22 protein-coding genes, 1 tRNA gene and 1 pseudogene are annotated in these 19,313 nt (G+C 64.1%); 15 read left to right on the top strand and 9 right to left on the bottom strand.

The window, feature by feature from the left end:
- The first annotated feature begins 28 nt into the window (after positions 1–28).
- The 4 genes from WDS16_RS20255 to WDS16_RS20240 all read left to right on the top strand — a co-directional run bounded on the left by WDS16_RS20255 (position 29) and on the right by WDS16_RS20240 (position 4,462).
- On the top strand, positions 29–790 hold the full coding sequence (locus WDS16_RS20255; protein WP_338887175.1) for a CoA transferase subunit A: 762 nt from the start codon (positions 29–31) through the stop codon (positions 788–790).
- On the top strand, positions 787–1,431 hold the full coding sequence (locus WDS16_RS20250) for a 3-oxoacid CoA-transferase subunit B (protein ID WP_338887173.1): 645 nt from the start codon (positions 787–789) through the stop codon (positions 1,429–1,431). The genes WDS16_RS20255 and WDS16_RS20250 overlap by 4 nt, the downstream gene beginning before the upstream one ends.
- A 238-nt stretch (positions 1,432–1,669) precedes the next feature.
- The gene (locus WDS16_RS20245) at positions 1,670–2,791 is read left to right on the top strand and encodes a CaiB/BaiF CoA-transferase family protein (protein WP_338887172.1); all 1,122 of its coding nucleotides are present in this window, start codon (positions 1,670–1,672) and stop codon (positions 2,789–2,791) included.
- Positions 2,792–2,800: 9 nt separating this feature from the next.
- The gene (locus WDS16_RS20240) at positions 2,801–4,462 is read left to right on the top strand and encodes a dihydroxyacetone kinase family protein (protein ID WP_338887170.1); all 1,662 of its coding nucleotides are present in this window, start codon (positions 2,801–2,803) and stop codon (positions 4,460–4,462) included.
- Here the strand turns inward: WDS16_RS20240 and WDS16_RS20235 are convergent.
- The 7 genes from WDS16_RS20235 to WDS16_RS20205 form a co-directional block, all read right to left on the bottom strand.
- A complete protein-coding gene (locus WDS16_RS20235; protein ID WP_338887169.1) occupies positions 4,448–4,933 on the bottom strand; it encodes a GAF domain-containing protein in 486 nt (161 codons plus the stop codon). The two genes, WDS16_RS20240 and WDS16_RS20235, sit on opposite strands and share 15 nt — an antisense overlap.
- Before the next feature lie 10 nt (positions 4,934–4,943).
- Positions 4,944–5,168 carry a hypothetical protein gene (locus WDS16_RS20230; RefSeq protein ID WP_068375132.1) on the bottom strand — a complete coding sequence of 75 codons (225 nt, stop codon included), beginning with the start codon at positions 5,166–5,168 and terminating at the stop codon, positions 4,944–4,946.
- A gap of 11 nt (positions 5,169–5,179) precedes the next feature.
- Positions 5,180–5,866: a DUF998 domain-containing protein gene (locus WDS16_RS20225; protein ID WP_338887166.1), complete on the bottom strand. Its 687-nt coding sequence runs from the start codon at positions 5,864–5,866 to the stop codon at positions 5,180–5,182.
- A gap of 227 nt (positions 5,867–6,093) precedes the next feature.
- Complete coding sequence (locus WDS16_RS20220) at positions 6,094–6,513, bottom strand: very short patch repair endonuclease (RefSeq protein WP_338887165.1); 420 nt, start codon at positions 6,511–6,513, stop codon at positions 6,094–6,096.
- Positions 6,514–6,522: 9 nt separating this feature from the next.
- Positions 6,523–7,350: a hypothetical protein gene (locus WDS16_RS20215; RefSeq protein ID WP_338887164.1), complete on the bottom strand. Its 828-nt coding sequence runs from the start codon at positions 7,348–7,350 to the stop codon at positions 6,523–6,525.
- On the bottom strand, positions 7,347–8,495 hold the full coding sequence (locus WDS16_RS20210; RefSeq protein WP_422395847.1) for a DNA cytosine methyltransferase: 1,149 nt from the start codon (positions 8,493–8,495) through the stop codon (positions 7,347–7,349). The genes WDS16_RS20215 and WDS16_RS20210 overlap by 4 nt, the downstream gene beginning before the upstream one ends.
- Positions 8,496–8,610: 115 nt before the next feature.
- Complete coding sequence (locus WDS16_RS20205; protein WP_338887160.1) at positions 8,611–9,618, bottom strand: NAD-dependent epimerase/dehydratase family protein; 1,008 nt, start codon at positions 9,616–9,618, stop codon at positions 8,611–8,613.
- A gap of 181 nt (positions 9,619–9,799) precedes the next feature.
- Between WDS16_RS20205 and WDS16_RS20200 the strand changes: the two genes are divergently transcribed.
- From WDS16_RS20200 to WDS16_RS20190, 3 genes and pseudogenes are all read left to right on the top strand, one after another.
- Positions 9,800–11,590 (top strand): ABC transporter ATP-binding protein, encoded by a 1,791-nt coding sequence (locus WDS16_RS20200; protein ID WP_338887158.1) that lies wholly within the window; start codon positions 9,800–9,802, stop codon positions 11,588–11,590.
- Complete coding sequence (locus WDS16_RS20195; protein ID WP_338887157.1) at positions 11,583–13,457, top strand: ABC transporter ATP-binding protein; 1,875 nt, start codon at positions 11,583–11,585, stop codon at positions 13,455–13,457. The genes WDS16_RS20200 and WDS16_RS20195 overlap by 8 nt, the downstream gene beginning before the upstream one ends.
- A pseudogene (locus tag WDS16_RS20190) lies at positions 13,450–13,656 on the top strand (hypothetical protein); the annotation flags it as partial. The gene WDS16_RS20195 and the pseudogene WDS16_RS20190, both read left to right, overlap by 8 nt.
- Positions 13,657–13,818: 162 nt before the next feature.
- Here WDS16_RS20190 and WDS16_RS20185 read toward each other — a convergent pair.
- Positions 13,819–14,142: a hypothetical protein gene (locus tag WDS16_RS20185; protein ID WP_338887156.1), complete on the bottom strand. Its 324-nt coding sequence runs from the start codon at positions 14,140–14,142 to the stop codon at positions 13,819–13,821.
- Positions 14,143–14,462: 320 nt separating this feature from the next.
- On the opposite strand from WDS16_RS20185, the gene WDS16_RS20180 reads away from it, so the two are divergent.
- Entirely contained in the window at positions 14,463–14,978 is a 516-nt protein-coding gene (locus tag WDS16_RS20180; RefSeq protein ID WP_338893549.1) for a putative glycolipid-binding domain-containing protein, read from the top strand.
- Here WDS16_RS20180 and WDS16_RS20175 read toward each other — a convergent pair.
- Positions 14,951–15,904 (bottom strand): prephenate dehydrogenase, encoded by a 954-nt coding sequence (locus tag WDS16_RS20175; protein WP_338887155.1) that lies wholly within the window; start codon positions 15,902–15,904, stop codon positions 14,951–14,953. The genes WDS16_RS20180 and WDS16_RS20175 overlap by 28 nt on opposite strands.
- Positions 15,905–15,986: 82 nt before the next feature.
- Here WDS16_RS20175 and WDS16_RS20170 point away from each other — a divergent pair, with 82 nt between their 5' ends.
- The 7 genes from WDS16_RS20170 (at position 15,987) to WDS16_RS20140 (ending at position 19,306) form a co-directional block, all read left to right on the top strand.
- The gene (locus tag WDS16_RS20170) at positions 15,987–16,550 is read left to right on the top strand and encodes a tRNA adenosine deaminase-associated protein (RefSeq protein WP_338887153.1); all 564 of its coding nucleotides are present in this window, start codon (positions 15,987–15,989) and stop codon (positions 16,548–16,550) included.
- Positions 16,551–16,552: 2 nt separating this feature from the next.
- The gene (locus WDS16_RS20165) at positions 16,553–17,005 is read left to right on the top strand and encodes a nucleoside deaminase (RefSeq protein ID WP_338887151.1); all 453 of its coding nucleotides are present in this window, start codon (positions 16,553–16,555) and stop codon (positions 17,003–17,005) included.
- A 94-nt stretch (positions 17,006–17,099) separates the two neighbouring features.
- Complete coding sequence (locus WDS16_RS20160) at positions 17,100–17,297, top strand: CsbD family protein (protein WP_338887149.1); 198 nt, start codon at positions 17,100–17,102, stop codon at positions 17,295–17,297.
- 59 nt (positions 17,298–17,356) lie between these two features.
- Positions 17,357–17,447, top strand: a tRNA-Ser gene (locus WDS16_RS20155).
- A gap of 220 nt (positions 17,448–17,667) precedes the next feature.
- Positions 17,668–18,105 carry a GNAT family N-acetyltransferase gene (locus WDS16_RS20150; RefSeq protein WP_338887147.1) on the top strand — a complete coding sequence of 146 codons (438 nt, stop codon included), beginning with the start codon at positions 17,668–17,670 and terminating at the stop codon, positions 18,103–18,105.
- Positions 18,106–18,223: 118 nt separating this feature from the next.
- The gene (locus WDS16_RS20145; protein WP_338887144.1) at positions 18,224–18,796 is read left to right on the top strand and encodes a TetR/AcrR family transcriptional regulator; all 573 of its coding nucleotides are present in this window, start codon (positions 18,224–18,226) and stop codon (positions 18,794–18,796) included.
- 21 nt (positions 18,797–18,817) lie between these two features.
- Positions 18,818–19,306, top strand: a complete 489-nt coding sequence (locus tag WDS16_RS20140) for an FBP domain-containing protein (RefSeq protein ID WP_338887142.1) — start codon at positions 18,818–18,820, stop codon at positions 19,304–19,306.
- Positions 19,307–19,313: the final 7 nt, after the last annotated feature.

Genomic DNA, 19,313 nt, shown 5'->3' with positions numbered 1-19,313 from the left:
CGCTGTGTGGACAGAGAAGGAGGCTTCAGTGGCAGGGAAGGTGTACGAGTCAGCGGCATCCGCCGTGGCAGACATCGGTGACGGCTCGAGCGTGGCGGTCGGGGGCTTCGGGCTCTGCGGGATTCCCGACGCCTTGATCCAGGCGATCGGGGAGACCGAGGCAACTGATCTCGAGGTGTTCTCCAACAACTGCGGTGTCGACGACCACGGCCTGGGAATTCTGCTTGCCCTGGGTCGAATCCGACGTGTGACCGCGTCGTACGTGGGGGAGAACAAGGAGTTCGCTCGGCAGTACCTCGCGGGTGAACTCGAAGTCGAATTGACTCCGCAAGGCACGCTGGCGGAGCGTATGCGCGCCGGCGGCACCGGGATTCCGGCGTTCTTCACTCCTGCCGGAGTGGGAAGCCCCATCGCGGACGGGGGAATGCCGTGGCGGTACAACACCGACGGCAGTATCGCGATCTCGTCCCCGCCGAAGGAGACTCGCGTCTTCGGTGCCAAGCGCTACGTGCTCGAAGAAGCGATCAACGCCGACTACGCGCTGGTGCACGCCGAGGTCGGCGACACCGAGGGCAATCTGGTGTTCGACAAGACTGCGATGAACTTCAATCCGCTCGCTGCGATGGCAGGCAAGATCACCATCGCCCAGGTCGAGCGCCTCGTCGAGCCCGGTGAGATCGACCCGGGTGCAGTACATCTACCCGGTGTCTTCGTTCAGCGCATCGTAAGCACCGGACCCCAGGACAAGCGCATCGAGAAGCGCACGGTCAGCGTAGGAGGACAGGCATGACCACAGCGGTAGCAGGCTGGACCCGTGAGCAGATGGCCGAGCGGACAGCGGCCGAGATGGTCGACGGTGAATACGTCAATCTCGGAATCGGTTTGCCCACATTGATTCCCGGATATCTGACGTCCGAAGTCCGAGTCGTCCTGCACTCGGAGAACGGCATCCTCGGAACGGGCCCGTACCCGACCGAGGAGAACATCGACGCGAACCTCATCAACGCGGGCAAGGAAACCGTCACCGTCAACTCCGGTGCGGCATTCTTCGATTCGTCGTTGTCGTTCGGAATGATTCGCGGCGGTCACATCGACACCGCAGTGCTCGGCGGGATGCAGGTATCGCGTGCCGGCGATCTTGCGAACTGGATGGTTCCGGGCAAGATGGTCAAGGGTATGGGCGGTGCGATGGACCTCGTGCACGGTGCGCGCCGCGTCATCGTCGTCATGGAACACACCGACCGTGAGGGCAACCCGAAGATTCTCGACGCCTGCACGTTGCCACTGACGGGTCAGGGCGTCGTGAACCGAATCGTCACCAACCTGGCCGTCATCGACGTCGTGGGCGACGGGACATTGGCGTTGGCCGAGCTCGCGCCTGGCGTGACGAGAGAGCAGGTCGAGGCAGCGACGGGCGTTCCCCTGGCCTGAGGGCCTTGTCTATCGTGCGGGGATCTCGAACGACGGACTCGGTGTATGGGCCGTGTCGGTACTGAAGGTGATGGTGACCGGCCCTGCACCGGTGTCGATGTCGACGTATGGATCGGCCACGTTCGGGCCTTGGAATCGCCAGCTGGCCACCTGGTGAGTGACGGTTCCCGATGTGGGGAACGAGGGATCGTAGTCGGCCGGTGATGAACGAACCGGCCGCTTCTGCCACGATGGCGCAATGGCTGAAGCACCGAGAACCGAAGGTCCGCTGGCAGGGCTCGTCGTCGCTGACTTCTCACGCGTTCTCGCCGGCCCGTACGCGACGATGATGCTCGGCGACATGGGGGCCGAGGTGATCAAGATCGAGCGACCCGGAGCCGGTGACGACACCCGATCCTGGGGTCCTCCGTACGATTCGAGCGGAACCGCAACCTATTTCGCGTCGGTGAACCGAAACAAGAGTTCGAGGTCGATCGATCTGAAGTCCGACGCCGGACTGACCGTGGCTCGCGAGATCATCTCCGGTGCAGACATTCTGATCGAGAACTTTCGATCGGGAACCATGGATCAACTCGGGCTCGGGTATGCGGCGCTGTCGGCCGAGCGGCCCGGTTTGATCTACTGTTCCATCACCGGATTCGGTACCGGGGGAGGGGCCGCGCTACCGGGATACGATCTGCTGGTCCAGGCCGTCGGAGGTCTGATGAGCGTCACCGGGCCCGACTCACAGACTCCGACCAAGGTCGGCGTCGCGATGGTGGACATCGTCACAGGTCTACACGCACTGGCTGGGATACTTGCTGCGCTGCATCATCGTTCGCAGTCAGGCGCCGGCCAACACGTGCACACGAACTTGATGTCGTGCGTGCTGTCCGCGCTCAGCAATCAGTCTGCCGCGTACCTCGGCAGCGGAGACGTGCCGACCGCGATGGGCAACAAGCACCCGTCGGTGGTCCCGTACGAGGTCTTCGAGACTGCGGATCGTCCGCTCGCCCTCGCAGTGGGCAACGACAAGCAGTTCGCCGCTCTTGCGGACGTCGTCTCGCTGCCGTGGTTGGCAAGCGACTCGCGCTTCACCGGCAACTCGGCGCGCGTGCAGAACCGTGATGCCCTGGTCTCGGAGTTGACCGCGCGATTTGCGACCCGATCCGCCGACGACTGGTACCGGGCGCTGTCTGAACGCCACGTTCCGGCCGGCCCCGTCAACTCCCTCGACGAAGCGTTCGCCTTCGCGGAAGCGCTGGGATTGAATCCGCGAGTGCAGGTTCCGGGCGCTGCGAGCGCAGGTGTGCGTAACCCGATCGACTTCTCGGCGACGCCCGTCGGCTACCGTCTGCCGCCACCGACGATGCCTGGCTAGGGTGGAGGCATGTTCGTCAATTCCGCCTCGACCTTCGTTTCCGATGCCGTTCGCGGCTTGATCGCCTCCACCGGCGACATCGCGTGGCACGCAGATCCAGGATTCCTGACGCGACGTGAACCCCTACCTGCAGGGCAGGTCGCACTCCTGTCGGGCGGAGGCAGCGGTCACGAACCGATGCACGCGGGATTCATCGGCGCCGGGATGCTCGCCGGAGTGTGCCCCGGATTGATCTTCACCTCGCCGAACGCGCTGCAGGTTCACCGAGCATCCAGAGCGGTCAGCGTCGGCGGTGGAGTGGTGCACATCGTCAAGAACTACACCGGCGATGTGATGAACTTTCGTATTGCGCGAGAGTTGTTGCACGAGGATGGTATCGAGTCCGATTTCGTTCTGGTCGACGACGATGTCGCCACCGAACGCGCCGACGGTGACGGCCCAGGTCGGCGTGGGACCGCCGCGACCGTGGTCGTCGAGAAGATCTGCGGGGCTGCCGCCGAGCGCGGGGACTCGATGGAGCAGGTGGTCGAGATCGGTCGCCGGGTCGCCGCCAACGCACGAAGCATGGCCGTCGCGCTACAGCCGTCCGTGCTGCCCGGATCCACCGAGTTCTCGTTCGACCTGCCCGACGGTGAAATCGAGATCGGTATCGGAATTCACGGCGAACGAGGTACGACGCGGGTCCCGAAGATGTCTGCCCAGGACATCGTTGCGGCGCTGGCCCAGCCGGTCGTCGACTCGCTCGGCCTCGAACGGGGCGAATCCGTCATCGCCTTCGTGAACGGGCTCGGTGCGACTCATCCGATGGAGCTGCACCTGTTGTATGGAGAGTTGGCAGAGCTGTTGGCCGACAAAGGAATAGACATCGCACGACCGCTCGTAGGAAGCCTGGTCACCGCGCTGAACATGGGTGGTGCGTCCATCACGCTCGTGCGCATCGACGACGAGATGCTCGAGCTGTGGGACGCGACCACCACCGCGCCCGCATGGCCCAATGCTCTCGCTAAAGAGGCGCCGACATTGGGTGCCCGGGAGCGGTTCGGTCCGAGTTTCGCTCCGAGCGACAGTGATTCATCTCAGGACAGGTTCGTATCCTCCTGGATCGCATCGTGGGTCGAGCGAGTGCTCGCCGAAGAACCCGCGCTGACCGAACTGGACCGGCGCGCAGGTGACGGCGACTTCGGCACCAACATGGTCTCGGCCCTGGAACAGCTCGACCTCGCCAGCATCCGCGAAACCTACTCCGCGCAGACGGTATTCGAGGCAGTATCCGAGGCATACCTGGGGCACGCAGGAGGAACCTCCGGCGCACTGTTCGGAATCTGGTTCCGGCAGTTCTACACCTGCCTCGAATCGGTGGACCTCGAATCGATCACCGCCGCCGCTCGCGGCGGTCTGGACACCATCACCGACCTCGGCGGTGCGCGCATCGGCGACAAGACGATGGTCGACGCCATCGCCCCGGCAGTGGAGGCCCTCGAAGCCGCAACAGATCTGGAAAAAGGTCTACGCGACGCAGCCGCTGCCGCGACAGCCGGGGCTCAGGCAACCGAGCAACTTACCGCCAACAGAGGCCGCGCGTCGTACGTAGGTGACGCGGCTCGAGGCGTCGTAGATCCCGGTGCGCTGGTGATGGCGTGGTTCTTCGAGGCGGCCTCAGAGGCCCGGTGACAAGAAGATCCGGGCGATAGCTTCGAGGCCGGCTTGGTCGTCTGCGTCGAAACGGTCCGGGATCGGGCTGTCGAGGTCGAAGACGCCGACGAGGGTGTCACCGTCGTACAGCGGAACGACGAGTTCGGATCGGGTCGCGCCGTCGCACGCGATGTGGCCTTCGAATGCGTGGACGTCGGCAATGCGCTGGGTCTCGCGGGTCGTCGCTGCGGCACCGCACACACCCTTGTCGAGTGCGATGCGCACGCACGCGGGTTGTCCCTGGAACGGCCCGACGACGAGTTCGGTGCCGTCGAACAGATAGAACCCGACCCAGTTGACGTCGGGCAGTGCGTGGTAGACGAGCGCGGAGATATTCGCGGCGTTGGCGATCCGGTTCGGTTCGCCAGCGCTGAGGGCGGCAGCCTGCTGCGTCAGTTGCGCGTACTGCTCGGTCTTCGTGCCCTCGAGGGCGGTAGCGGTGAACGACATATGGGGGAGTCTATTTCTTGACCGGCTTCCGTCGACCACTCAGGCGTCCGGCTGCGAAGCCGACGGCGAACAGCACGAGCAGGATCAGCCACAGTGGCGAGGTGATCCTCAGCCAGAACAGCTCGATGGTTGTGCTGTATCGATTCTCGGCGATGAACACTGCCGCGAGGATCACCAGCAGAATCGGTACCCAATGCGTCTTCAGAAAGCTCAGAATTCGATCTTTACCCGACATACCTCAGGAAATTACCCGGTCAGCGGTACTCTGCGGCTCCGAACTGCCAACCCGAGTACGACGAGATACGCCGACATCCCGGAGACCTGTATGCGCTGCGCGATCCCGAGACCGGACGAGCCGGGCAGGTTGTCGGCGATCATCAGCCAGGCAGTGGCCAGTGACGTGACGGCGAGGACGGTCAGACCCATGGTTCGGAGCAGCGGCAGCGTTCGATAGCGGTATGCCGCAGCGGTGAACGCGATCATCGCGGTGAAGACAGCGAATACCGCGATCGTGCTGGTCAGCGCATGAATGTGGTGTAGCTGCGGGAACAACCCACTCGGCTCGACAGGGCAGGACGGGTCGTTCGCGGCGACACATTCGATCGGAAGCTGTGAGTCAGCGATCGTTGCCGCGCCGAAGATTCCGATCGCGATCCAACCGGTGATCGTCAGTCGTCTGCGCATGAACGCGGTGAGACCCAGGGCCGCCGCTGCGATCAGCATGATTCCGGTCAGCAGGTCCGCGGTGCTGAAGAAGTGACGGTACGGCTGGTCCGCTGCATCGAGCTCGCTGAGAAACGACACCGCCGGATCGAGGCCGGTGTCGAGAAAGAACTCGGCAACCCAAGCGGAGTACAGAACCCCGGCGATGACCAGAAGCACGGTTGCCGTCCACGGTGCCCATGCTCTGCCGGCGCTCCGTTCCTGACCCACCAGCACCACAGTAGTAGGGGTGGTTGGACCGGACGATTCCCATGGTGTGCCCGGGGGCTGCCTGCTGGTGACCGAATGAGACATTCGCTCCGCCCGGGGGTGACCGAATGAGACACTCGCTCCCTGAAGTGACCCAATGAGACATTCGCACACTCAGAGTGACTGAACTAGCCATTCGCTCACCTGAAGTGACCGAAACAGACATTCGGTCACCAATTAGGGCCCGATCACCCAGCCCCCGACCACCCCAGCGCCCGGAGCACCTTGTCTGCTGCATCGGCGACCGGCTCGTGTTCCCACACCCGCACGACCGTCCACCCTTCGGCTTCGAGGCGTTCGTCGGTGTTGCGGTCGCGGGCGACGTTGGCGGCCAGTTTGTCTGCCCACCACTGTGCATTGTTGCGGGGTTTGGTGGCGTGTTCGGGGCAGCTGTGCCAGAAGCACCCGTCCACGTACACGGCCACTTTCCGTCGAGGAAAGACCAGGTCTGCCCGACGCCTCAGGCCCTTGAAGGGTGCGCGGTCCACGAAGTACCGGGGCCCGCGGCGGTGGAGTTCGCGACGAAGCGCGACTTCCGGTTCGGTGTCGCGGCGGCGCTGCTTGCTCAGGCGCGCACTGGTCGCAGCATCGGTCGACGGCCTGGACATAGCGCGAAACTACCCGTCTTCGCTGTCCTCGGGTTCGGACCAGGTCGGTGCGAACTTGTTGCGCCGCTCGACCTCCCCGTGCACTACCGCGGTGAACTCCTCGAACGAGAGCGTTTGGGAGTCGGTCGGTCTGCCGTTGCGGGGAGGGGACTCGTCGACGTCGAAGAACCGGACTTCACCGTCCGTGTCGTAGAGCCCGATGAACACCTTTTCGAACAGGTCGTATCGAGTGTCCTCGGCGCCGAGATCGACCCACATCTTTCCGGTGCCGCCGACGACTGCTCGCTTGCCGCGCCCCGACCTCTTCGACAACGTCGTGACGTGATGGGCGAACGACGACTTACCGATGTCACTGGCCTTGGATGCGTCGCCGTCGTCGCAGGTGAAGAACGGCTCGAACATGACGGCGACGAGCACGCTGTACGGCTGGCGTTGGTGCAGCACCATCGCCTCACCGCGTAGCTCGTGATCGTTGCGGACGATGTTCTTGGTCCAGCGGCCGAATTTGCCGGTGCGGGGGCTGAAATCGCGGAAACTGTACGTTTTTATCGACACGCAGAGAATCAACCCGAGCGTCGGATCCAGTGCTTTGACATCGAGCCTCTTGCGGCCCTTCGCGACGTCGACCTGCGCTTCCTGCCCGACGCCCATCGCGTCGGGAGTGATGTTCGGATAGTGCGGCCGCAGGGCGTCGGCGACGGTTTGTGCGAGGTGATTGGACAACCGCTGCGCGTAGTTCTTCTTGTCGCTGCGATCGGCGTCGGGCGCAGGCTTGACCCCCGCCAGCGCGAGTGGTCTGGCCAGCGCAGGCGGATCGGGGAACAGCTGATCGCTCATGCGGCTCTCGGGTTCGGGTGCCCACCCATGCGGTCGAGGTGCGATTCGACGTCGTCGAGGAACCCGGGCACGAAACGTAGATTGCCCATCTGCGCGCGCTTGAGGAAGCCCGCCGTGGCGCGGGCCGACAGCAGCCGCGAGTCGTCGAGAAAATCGCTGAGGTTCTCGTACGGTTCGTGGACCGGCCATGTCGAACGATGCACCCGGAACGCCTTGCCCTTCGCGCCCCACGCAGCGGCCGGCCACGCCTGGCCGGGGAGAAGCGGGACGTCGTCCGAGTGGTCGTGCGGTTGCGGGTGTTCGAGCTGTGATGCCACCCACGACGCCATGCGCACACTCACTGCGTTCCCGACGAGCTTCCAGCGGTGCCCAGCGCGGACCCCGGGTAGCGACAGTGCCGGTGCGGTCCAATCAGGATCGAAGCCCTGTAGCCGCTCGGCGCCGACGATCCCGGGCGTCACGATCTCCCCGGAAGGAAGCCGAACTGCCGGGGGACTGGCGATGCCGATCGACGAACCTCCTTTGAGCGTCGGGACCGCGTTGACTGCCCAGCCGAGACCACGCGTGCCCTCGGTCCAGTAGAAGCCGCACGGCTGCTCGGACGGGTCGCCGTCGGGAAGAGGTCCCTCGTCCTGAGCGAACAGTATTTCGCGTGGATCCTCGGTACGAGAGGCAAGCATGAGCACCCGCTGGCGGCGCTGTGGCAGCCCGAACGACCGTGCGTCGACGACGCGGTATGCCCACATGTAGCCGAGGTCGGACAAAGCGTCGGTGATGTGCCTCATCGCCGCGCCGCGGCCGAGCTGCAACATGAAGGGAACGTTCTCGATGAGTAGCCACCGCGGGCCGTTGCGGCGTTTGACGAGCCGGAAGACCTCGTCGACCAGTCCTGATCTCGCGCCGGTGATGCCTGCCGTCCGGCCGGCCTGCGACAGGTCCTGACAGGGGAATCCGGCCGCGACGAGTTCGGTGCCCGACGGCAGAGCACGCAGCTTGGTGACATCGCGATGCAGCGGAACATCGGGGAAGCGCGCGCCGAGAACGGCGCCGGCGCCGGGGTCGATTTCGCACAGCAGTTCCGTCGACCAGCCCTGCCCGGAGAGCCCCAACTCGAGCCCGCCGATCCCGGCGAACAGCCCCACCATCGATCGCGAACCCACGCGCATCCTTCTCTCCCGAAGCCAAAACTCTGTGCAGAACGTTACTCGAGAACTCCGACAGGTTTCGCCAACCACGCGGCCAGCCGATCGCCACTATCGGTCAATCGTCTAGGAGGGCCCGTTCGATCTCCGGCGGAAGCCCATGGACAGGACGGTCTGCACGCTGCGGCGGCAGCATATCGGTCCGGTCGTCGCGCAGGCTCGACTCGCGTCGCATCCACTCCCAGGTGTCTTGGACGGTACTGCCGATCGGTCGGCAGTCGAGGCCTGCTCGAGCGGCTTGGGAGGTATCGCTTTCGAGAAAGCCCGCCCATTCGCCCGTCTGTGGAACCCAGCACGGAAGGTGTGTCCACGGTTGCGCTCCAGCGCCAGCCAGACGATCGAAGTCGATCCACACCAGTTCGGCCTCCGACGCCGTGACGTCGATGCACGCCTGGAGCAGCTCGGCAGTCGTGGCGTGCCCGGATGGGCTGATGACGTCGTATGCCCCACAGAGCCCCGACTCCAGTCCGGAGAGAACGAACGACGCAGCATCTCGCGCGTCGACGTACTGCAGCGGTCGGTCCGGGACACCGGGCGCAACGATCCTCCCGCCCGCTGCGATGCGTTGCAACCACCACGGCAGGCGGCCGATGTCCTCGTGCGGTCCGAGGATCAACCCGGCGCGAGCCAGAAGCGCGTCCGGAAACGAGGCCAGCACACCGAGTTCAGCCCCACGCTTGGCAGCGGAGTAGTCGTAGTCGGAGTCGGAGGTCGATTCGGCATCGACGACCGGCGAGCATTCGTCGACGTGCTGCCCCCATCGGTAGACGGACCCACTCGACACGTACGCATACCGGTCGACGTGGTCTTTCAGGACGGCTGCGCTCTCGGTAGCGACGAGCGGAGGACCCGCCCAGGTGTCGACGACGAGGTCCCATCGACGGTCGTCGACGGCATCGGCGAGCGCCACGGGATCGGTGCGGTCGAGGTGGAGTACGTCGGCGCCGGCAGGTGCGACTCCGGTGTGTCCGCGGTGCAGCACGGTCACTTCCCAGCCGCGCGCAAGCGCATCGTCCACGACGACGCGACCGACGAATCGTGTGCCTCCCAGCATCAGCAGCTTCATGGGCGCCATCGTCCAGTCCGCGCAGCGTCCACTGCAACTGTTTCGGCCAGCAGCAGAAGACCCGACCTTGACATCAACATTGGTCGAGGTTCGACGATGGAATGCGACCGAAGGAAAATCGGTTGGTCCAAAGGCTGTCGGGGTGGAACCATGCATTCCACAGCAGATGAGGAGAACGTCAGTGTCCACGGGTGTGCTCGAAGATCGAACGACAACCCTCGATGAGTCGAACCCCGACACCCGGCAACCGAGTTCGCTGGCCCGGCTACTGCCGTTCCTACGGCCGTACCGGTGGCACTTCACGGGATCGATCGTCGTCGCGCTGATCGCCACGCTGACCGGCTTGGTGATCCCACTGGTATTGCAGGGTGTCATCGACGGGCCGATCACCGACGGCAATTTCGCCGGCGTCTGGTGGCCGGCTGCGCTCGTGCTGTTTCTCGGAACGGTCGACGCGGTCGGAATCTGGGTCCGTCGCTATCTGGTGTCGGCTCCGTCGAGTCAGTTCGAAATCTCAGCTCGTGCAGCGGTCTTCGAGAAGTTGCAGAGACTGTCGGTCTCGGCGCACGAGAGCTGGGAGTCGGGGCAGCTGCTCTCTCGGGCTATAGCGGACCTCTCGTCGCTGCGTCGGTTCGTCGCCTTCGTCGGCCCGTTCATCATCATCAACACCGTGACTTTGATTGTCGGCTTGGGTGTTCTGTTCGTGCAATCCTGGCAACTCGGACTGATCATGGCAGTCACGTCGGTCCCGCTTGTGATCGTCTGCACGCGATTCGAAACTCTCTACCGCGTCGTCGCACGTGATGCGCAGGATCAGGCAGGCGACGTCACCACGACCGTCGAGGAGTCCATTCAGGGCATCCGGGTGCTCAAGGCCTTCGGCCGCAGCGCACATCTTTCACGCCGGTTCCTGCGAGAGGCAGCAACGCTCCGCGGTACCGAGATGAAGAAGGTTCGCTACCTCGCCATCGTGTGGGAATTGATCGTCGGCATCCCGCCCGTCGGCATCGGCGTCATGCTGGCATTTGGGGCGTACTCGATCGTGCAGGGCACCATGACTGCCGGAATGCTCGTTGCCGCCATGGCGATCGTGGCGTTCCTACTCTGGCCGATCGAATCGTTCGGATTCCTTCTCGCCGAACTCAACAACGCTCGCACCGCGGCAGATCGCTACTGGGAGATCATGGATACCCCGGAGACGATCACCGAGCCGAAGCAGCCGGTTCCACTGCCCCGTGATATCCGTGGAGTCCTCGAATTTCGAGGCGTCGGTTTCACGTTTCCCGACGCCTCGTCGCCGCTTCTGACCGACGTCGATTTCCGGGTCGAACCGGGTGAGACGGTCGCGTTGGTCGGCGTCACCGGGAGCGGAAAGACCGCGCTGACCAACCTCGTTCCGCGGCTGTTCGACGTGACCTCGGGGTCGGTGACGATCGACGGCGTCGATATCAGGACGCTCGCTCTGGCGGATCTGCGGTCGGTGGTGTCGGTAGCATTCGAGGACCCAGTGCTGTTCTCGGCCAGCGTCCGAGAGAACATCGCACTCGGCCGTCCTGAGGCGACCGACGCCGATGTCGACGAAGCGCTCGGTATCGCACATGCACGCGAATTCGTCGAGACGCTGCCGTGGGGTCTGGACACTCGTATCGGAGAACAGGGAATGAGCCTGTCGGGTGGACAGCGCCAGCGGTTGGCGCTGGCACGTGCGGTACTCGGCAAGCCTCGCATTCTCGTGCTCGACGACCCGCTGTCGGCGCTCGACGTGGGCACCGAAGCGCTCGTCCAGCAGGATCTGCGACGAGTCCTACCGCATTCGACGACAGTGCTCGTCGCGCATCGGCCGTCGACTGCCGCACTCGCAGACCGAGTGCTGTACTTGGAGAACGGAAGAATCGTGGAACAGGGTACGCACGAGCGTCTTCTGGCAACCTCGGCGAAATACCGTCACGTGATGGGATCGATCGATGTCTGAGAAAGAGGTGCCTGAGAAAGAGGTGGCGGAGAAAGAGGTGGCTGAGAAAGATTGGCGTGGAGTAGGAAACGAAGATTCCACCGTCGATGCCACAGGCAACCTGATTCTTGCGGGCAGGTCGAGGCGACTGTTGATGTCGCTCGTTCGGCCGTATCGGAAGCAGGCTCTGCTCGCACTCGCGATCATCCTCGTCGACAACCTCGCTTTCGTCGCGGGACCGTTGTTCATCGCATACGCGCTCGATCACGGCATCTCGGCGGCGGTCGACGGGAATTGGGCACCGCTGGCGTGGACGGTGTTCGGCTACATCGCATTCGGAATCCTCGGAGCGATCACCACGTACACCTTCCTGATGGTGTCGGGCCGCCTCAGTCAGGCGATTCTGTTCGATCTCCGTGGCCGAGTGTTCAGCCATGCCCAGCAGTTGAGCCTCTCGTTCCACGAGAAGTACACCTCGGGACGACTGATCTCGCGGCTCACCAGTGACGTCGAATCGCTGCAGACGCTACTCGAAAGTGCTCTCAACGACGCCTTGTCCGCCATCCTGTCCATCGTCAGCATCGCCATCATCCTGGTGTATCTCGATGTGCCCCTTGCTCTGATCGTGTTGGCGGGTTTCGTGCCGCTGGTGCTCGTCACGCGGTGGTCGCAGCGCCAGCAGCGTGCAGGCTATCGGCGAACACGTGTCGCGATCGCAAAGGTCGTCGTGCATTTCGTCGAGTCGATGGGCGGCATCCGTGCGGTGCAGGTGTTCCGTCGTGAGACGCGGAACAACTCGATTCTTGCCGTCGAGGACACCGAATACCGGGATGCGACGACGTCCGCGCTGCGTGGAATGGCGAGCTACACCGGCATCGTCAGATGGATCGGCAACGTCACGCTCGCGATCATCCTCGTGTTCGGTAGCTATCGAGTGATCAACGGTCACATGGATATCGGTGTTCTCGCGGCCTACGTTCTCTACCTACGGCGGTTCTACGGTCCGCTCGACGAGTTGGCCCAGGTGTTCAACGCCTACCAGTCGGCCGCGGCTGCGCTCGAGAAGATCTCGGGTGTCCTCGAGGAGAAGCCGTCGGTGCAGGCGCCGACGGATCCGACAGTGCTCGACAGCGCGCGAGGCGACATCGACTTCGATGGCGTTCAGTTCGCGTACACCGCCGACCGTGTCGTGCTGCCCGAGTTCTCTCTTCACATTCCGGCCGGCCAAGTGGTGGCGATGGTCGGTGCGACCGGAGCCGGAAAGTCGACTCTGGCGAAACTTCTCGCCCGGTTCTACGACCCGACCTTCGGTTCCGTCAGCCTCGACGGCATCGACCTACGCCGGCTCGACGACGAGAACATGCGTCAGCACATCGTCATGGTGACTCAGGAATCGTTCCTGTTCTCCGGTTCCATCGCCGACAACATCAGGCTCGGCAAGCCGTCGGCGACCGACGCCGAGGTGGCCGCTGCCGCGGAAGCCGTCGGGCTGACGGAGTTCATCGCGACCTTGCCGGACGGAATCGACACCGATGTTCGCAAACGCGGTGGACGGCTCAGCTCGGGTCAACGCCAGCTCGTAGCGTTCGCCAGGGTGTTCCTCGCGGCGCCCGCGGTGATCGTGCTCGACGAGGCAACGTCGAGCCTCGACATTCCAAGCGAACGGCTGGTTCAACGTGCTCTCGAGACGATTCTGCAGGGAAGGACCGCGCTGATCATCGCGCACCGATTGTCGACCGTCGCCATCGCGGACCGTGTGCTGGTGATGGAGGACGGTGCAATCGTCGAGGACGGTTCGCCTGCAGATCTCATCGCGGTGGACGGGCGGTTCGCGGGACTACACGATGCCTGGGAGCTGAGTTCGGCCGGACCCACCGTGAGTGGGTAGTCACGTCGGACGGAACTCCTGCGGGCGTGGATGCGGTTGGCGCATAATTACCTGGCCAGACGGCACAAGCTCAGTTTGTTGCCGCCGTCCCCGGACGCGAGGCCGCGCGAAAGCCGTCGCGAACGCCGCGCCGACCGTCGCCGCTTCCGGTGTGATCCTGGCGTTGACGTTCGCCTCGCTCATGCTGACGGGGCTGGCGAACCTGGCCGAGCTCGGCTTCGGCGTCGCGGTGGGAGTGTCGATCGCAGCTCTGCTGATGGCGCGCTACTCGTGCCGAGCCTGTCGGCGCTGCAGGGTCGGGTGTTCTGGTAGCCGATGCGCCGGTCGCCTGCCGTGTGTGAGTAGTGACGGCGGGCGGTTTCTACCAGGGCTTGATCGGCGGCTTGACCCACATGATTTTCTCGTCCACGTGCTGTGGCGACGCGGACGGGTGCGTCGGGTTGGCCGACGCCCATGCGTTCTTGCTGTCGAGCAGTTCCGCGGCCATCGTCCACGTCTCCATGCTGCTCGGGGGAGTGATGTCGGCTGCCCTCGCGAGCTTGCGTCGCACCGTGTCTGTCAAAGCCAGCAGTTCGGGGCCGTCGATGCCCCGCTCCCAGATGTAGCGCGCGAGTGCCGTCGCCTTGTCCTGTCGACTTTTCGCGGCCTGTTCGGAGTGCGCGAAGTCGAAGCCACCTGCAGTCACACGGCCAGCGTAGTGAGCGTGAGGAGTTCAAGACAGACGTCCACGTGTAACGGACGTCACGATAAACCGGCAAGAAACTCGACGTTTCGCTGTTGAACCCCGCCCAGTCGGGGTAAGCCTGGACCGCTGACAGGAGAAAAGTCAGCACCGCTTGATCTGTCGGCTCTGCTGTCGCTTACCGTAGTCGAGTGACCACTCCAACATCGGGTGTAGAACGCGCCTCCACCCCAGACCCGTCGAGCCTGCCCACAGCGGCTCCAGCTTCGTCGACGCAGTCCTGGCCGGCGATCCTGACGTGGCGAGCGCACGATGCTCCTCGGATGGAGTCGGTTCGCGTCCAGCTCAACGGCAACCGCATCAAGGCCGCCGGGCGGATCATCGGCGCTGCTTGCTCGGAGCACCCGGCGTTCAGCGCGTCGTATGACCTGGTGACGGACGAGAACGGCGTCACCCGACGGCTCTCGCTGCGCACGTCGATCGCGGGCGGCGAGAAGCAGGCATCGGTGAGTCGCGATGACGAGGGCTACTGGATGATCGAGAACTCGGCCAATCACCAGCGCTCCACCTACAACGGTGCACTCGACGTCGACGTCGTGCTGAGCCCGTTCTTCAATACCCTGCCGATCCGCCGCCTCGGGTTGCACACCGATTCGACCGACGTCCAGGTCCCCGTGGTCTACGTGAACCTGCTTGATCTGAGCATTCAGGAAACAGCGCTCACCTACAGCAGCGGCGCCGACGGAATTCATGTTCTCTCGCCGGTATCGAGCTCCTCGGTGACCGTCGACGCCGACGGATTCGTCCTCGATTACCCGGGGCTCGCCGAGCGGATCTGACGCACGACGCCACCTAGTCTCCCGGCCGCCCGGAGCTTCTCCAGCCAGCCGGGTTCGCCCGGCTCGACGTCGATGATGTCGAACCGCTCGTGCTGCTCGTAGCGGGTCCGCGCAGCATGCCCGGCGGTGACGAGTGTCTTCGTAGACCGTTCGGTGACCAGTTCCTCGCGCGCCCTGGTCAACAGCGCCAAGGCGTCGTCCAATGCATCGGTGAGTGCGTCGGCGTTGCCTTCGCACATCGCCCGGACCAACTCGGGTGACGACGACGCCACCCGAGTTCCGTCGCGAAACGAACCTGCGGCCAGCCCCATCGCCAGCGGGCTGACTGCACCGACGGACGCCAGCGCCTCGGCCAGTAGATGAGGCAGATGCGAGATGCGGGCGACGGCTCGGTCGTGCTCGTCGCCGACGGTCGGCACGACGACCGATCCGCAATCCAGCGCCAGAGCGGCGACCTCGCGCCAGACGTCGGGGTCGGCACCGTCGTCGACGGTCACCACCCACACCGCGTCGCGGAACAGATCGGGATCCGCGGCGGACCAGCCTGATCGGTTGGTACCTGCCATCGGATGCCCGCCCACGTACCGGGCCGTGAGCCCGTGCCGTGCCACTGCGTCGCCGACCTCGACCTTGACGCTGACGACGTCGGTGATCGGATTGGTGGGCGCGTGTTCGGCGATGGCGTCGAGAATCGAGTCGACGGCGGGCATCGGCACCGCGATGACGATGAGAGCGCCGGACTCGGCGGCCCGTGTGAGTGCCGCGGTCAGATCGGTGCCGGTGTCGTACCCGGCGTCGGCGGCGCCGGCGATCGCGTCGGCCGAGCGGTTGTATCCCCACGCGGTTCTGCCAGCGCGAACAGCCGCTCGAAGTACGGATCCGCCGATCAGTCCGAGCCCTAGTACACAGACGGGAGCAGTAGTCACCCGACCAGGTTTTCACACGGGCAAGCAGGGTCGAACGCGGTGGACTTCATTTTGAGGTAGTCCGGCGACTACCGTTGCGCGCATGGCTGCACAGCGCGGGAGTAACAACTCCGCCAAGGCGAAGAAGTTCGACGGTCCGGATAGCAACGCATTCGACGACCTGGAAGGCTTCGGCGTCGCAGTGGTCCGTGAAGACGGCAAGTGGAGAGTGACACCACTTCCATCGAGTGCGCTGACGTCTTTGGCGGCCGCCGAGACCGAACTGCGTGAAATGCGGAGTTCGGGAGCCGTCTTCGGTTTGCTGGACGTCGACGACGAGTTCTTCGTCGTCCTTCGGCCTGCACCGTCGGGCACCCGTCTTCTACTGTCCGACGCCAGTCTTGCAGGCGAGTACGACATCGCCGCGGATGTGCTCGACGAACTGAACATCGACATCCCTGATTTCGATCCTGACGAGCTGGACGACGTCGAGCCGTGGCCCGAGGGGGACATGGGCCTGCTGGCCGATCTCGGGCTTCCTGAGGCGGTAATGGGCATCATCGTCGCCGAGACCGACCTCTACCCGGACGAGCAGCTCGGTTCCATCGCGCAGCGCCTCGGATTCCCCGACGAACTCGGAGCTGTCCTGGACAAGCTTCCTCGATAGCGGTGACGGACGTCGAGTTCATCCGTGCCGCTCTGGCCGCTGCGGGCGACGCCTCCGAACTGGATGTACCGGTCGGCGCTGTCGTGTTCGACGCAGACGGCCGTGAACTGGCCAGGGCTGCCAATGCCCGAGAAGCTACGGGCGATCCGACGGCGCACGCCGAGGTCTTGGCACTACGCGCCGCCGCGTCCGTGCACGGTGATGGTTGGCGACTCGAAGGCTGCACGCTCGCCGTGACCCTCGAGCCGTGCACGATGTGTGCTGGTGCGTTGGTCCTGGCCCGCGTCTCCCGAGTCGTGTTCGGCGCATGGGAACCCAAGACCGGCGCCGTGGGTTCGCTGTGGGACCTTGTGCGCGATCGACGACTGGCGCATCGGCCCGAGGTCCGCGGCGGAATTCTCGCCGACGAGTGTGGCGCCGTCTTGCGTGAGTTCTTCGACGCGAAACGCTTATGAATTTCTCATGTTTATCAGTCCTACTCCAGGGTAAGTACCGTGCCAGGGAACGCGAAAACTAGCGTTCTGTACGGCGCATCCTCAGGAGGCAATTATGGGACTCGACGACAAAATTGGTAACAAGGCCGAGGATCTGGGCGGCAAGGCCAAGGAAGCTGCCGGTTCGGCCACAGGTGACAAGGATCTCGAAGCAGAGGGCAAGGGCGATCAGCTCTCGTCCGCAGTGAAGGATGGCGCGGAGAAGGTCAAGGACGCCGCCTCCAACATCAAGGACAAGCTCACCGGAAACTGATTGCCGCGCTCTGAGCAGGCGATTTAGTCTCGGGCCGTCACTGCGGTACAGTTTTCGGCGGTGGCGTGTCCGAGCGGCCTAAGGAGCACGCCTCGAAAGCGTGTGACGGGTAATCCCCGTCCGAGGGTTCAAATCCCTCCGCCACCGCCAAAATCTCCCCACCCGATCCGTCGGGTGGGGAGATTTTTTTGTGCTGGGGGTTGCGGCCCTAGGGACCGAATGTCTCATTCGGTCTCAATTCCCGCCGCCCGCGCAGGTTCCAGCCAGTGCGCAGGTTGCAACGCGTGCCTGGGCTGGAAGGTGCGCGTGGCGCCCCGGGCTGGAGCGAACGACTCATTCGGTCACCCCAGCATTCGGTACCGTCGCAGACGTGGAAATCCGGCCCCGACGAACCGACGACCTTCCTGGCTGTGTACGGATGCTGGCGGAGGTCCACGAGTACGACGGCTACCCGAACCGCTGGCCCGACGAGCCGGCGAAGTGGCTCGCGCCCCCGAACTCCGTCGCAGCGTGGGTTGCTGAGCACGACGGGCGCCTGGTCGGCCACGTGGTCCTTACCGGGCGGGACGAACAATTGTGGGTGTCGCGTCTGTTCGTCGATCCGAGTGCGAGGGGATCGAAAGTCGGAGAGGCCCTACTGCGCCAGGCCCGCAGCCGCGGTGTGCTGATGCTCGACGTCGTCGAATCCTCCGAGCGGGCCATCGCGCTGTACGAGCGCACCGGTTGGACGATGGTCGGCCGACGAGACGCCGACTGGCTCATGTCCGACGGAACCAGACCGACAGAGCGGATCTACACCTCGAATTAAGGCTGCCCTCACGCGGAAGTGACGGCCGTGCGATAAAAGAGTTGGCGCCGACGCCGGGAGACGCCTACCCTTCCTAGGGTGGCTAGGAAATATGCCACTGTCACTAGCAAGGAGGGCAATGGCACGCGCTGGGCTCACGGTTGCTCGTTTGACCGAAGCGGCAGCGGACATGGCCGACGACGTCGGATTCGAGAACGTAACCGTCCTCGCGTTGGCGCGTTCTTTCGGCGTCAAGGACGCAAGTCTGTATTCGCACATAAAGAACCTGCGCGATCTGCGTCAACGGGTCGCGGTCGCATCGCTGTCCGAACTCGCCGATTGCGTGTCCGACGCAGTGGCCGGTCGTGCGGGGAAAGATGCACTGGTGGCTTTCGCCGGTGCGTACCGTGATTACGCACGCGAGCATCCCGGCCGATACGCGTCGACGCAGTTCGAACTCGACTCCGACGCCGTATTGGCCAGTGATGCACGCAGGCACTCGCAGATGTCGAGGGCGATCCTTCGTGCGTACAGGCTGCCCGAGCCCGATGAAACCGATGCAGTTCGATTGTTGGGCAGCACGTTTCATGGATTTATCGCGTTGGAGGCGTCGGGCGGATTCAGTCACAGTCCACCGCGCGAATCCGAACAGTCGTGGCAGCGTGTGCTGGATGTTCTGCATCACGCGCTCGAAAACTGGCCGTCACATTGACTTTCGGCCCAAGGAGGAGAAATGGAACCCGTAACCGAGAAAGAGATCCGATCATCGTTCGTCAACTGTTCGAAGGGTGACGCGAAGCGTCTGAACGTTCCGCGGAATCTCGCTGAAACAGACTGGGAAGAGCTCGATTTCCTCGGCTGGTCCGATCCGTCGTACGCCGGGCGGAGCTACATTGTCGTACCGCGCGAGGGCGAGCTGATCGGTGTCGCACTCAAACATGAAACCGGTGGTTCGGACCGCGCCCAGATGTGCACCATCTGTATGACGACGCATTCACGCGGAAACGTCTCGCTGATGACCGCCAGCAAGGTCGGCGATTCGGGGCGCAAAGGGAATACGGTCGGCACGTACATGTGTACCGACCTCGCGTGCTCGCTTTACGCGCGTGGCAAGAAGACGCCCGCTCTGGGAAATCGCTACCGCGAGAACCTCACTCCCGAAGAGCGGGTCGTCCGCGCCCAGGAAAACCTGAACGCGTTCGTGGAGCGGTTGTACACGTAGAGTTGGA

Origin of the sequence: Rhodococcus sovatensis (genome assembly GCF_037327425.1) — a bacterium.
Lineage (GTDB): Bacteria > Actinomycetota > Actinomycetes > Mycobacteriales > Mycobacteriaceae > Rhodococcoides > Rhodococcoides sovatense.
This window is presented reverse-complemented; position numbering and strand designations above follow the sequence as displayed.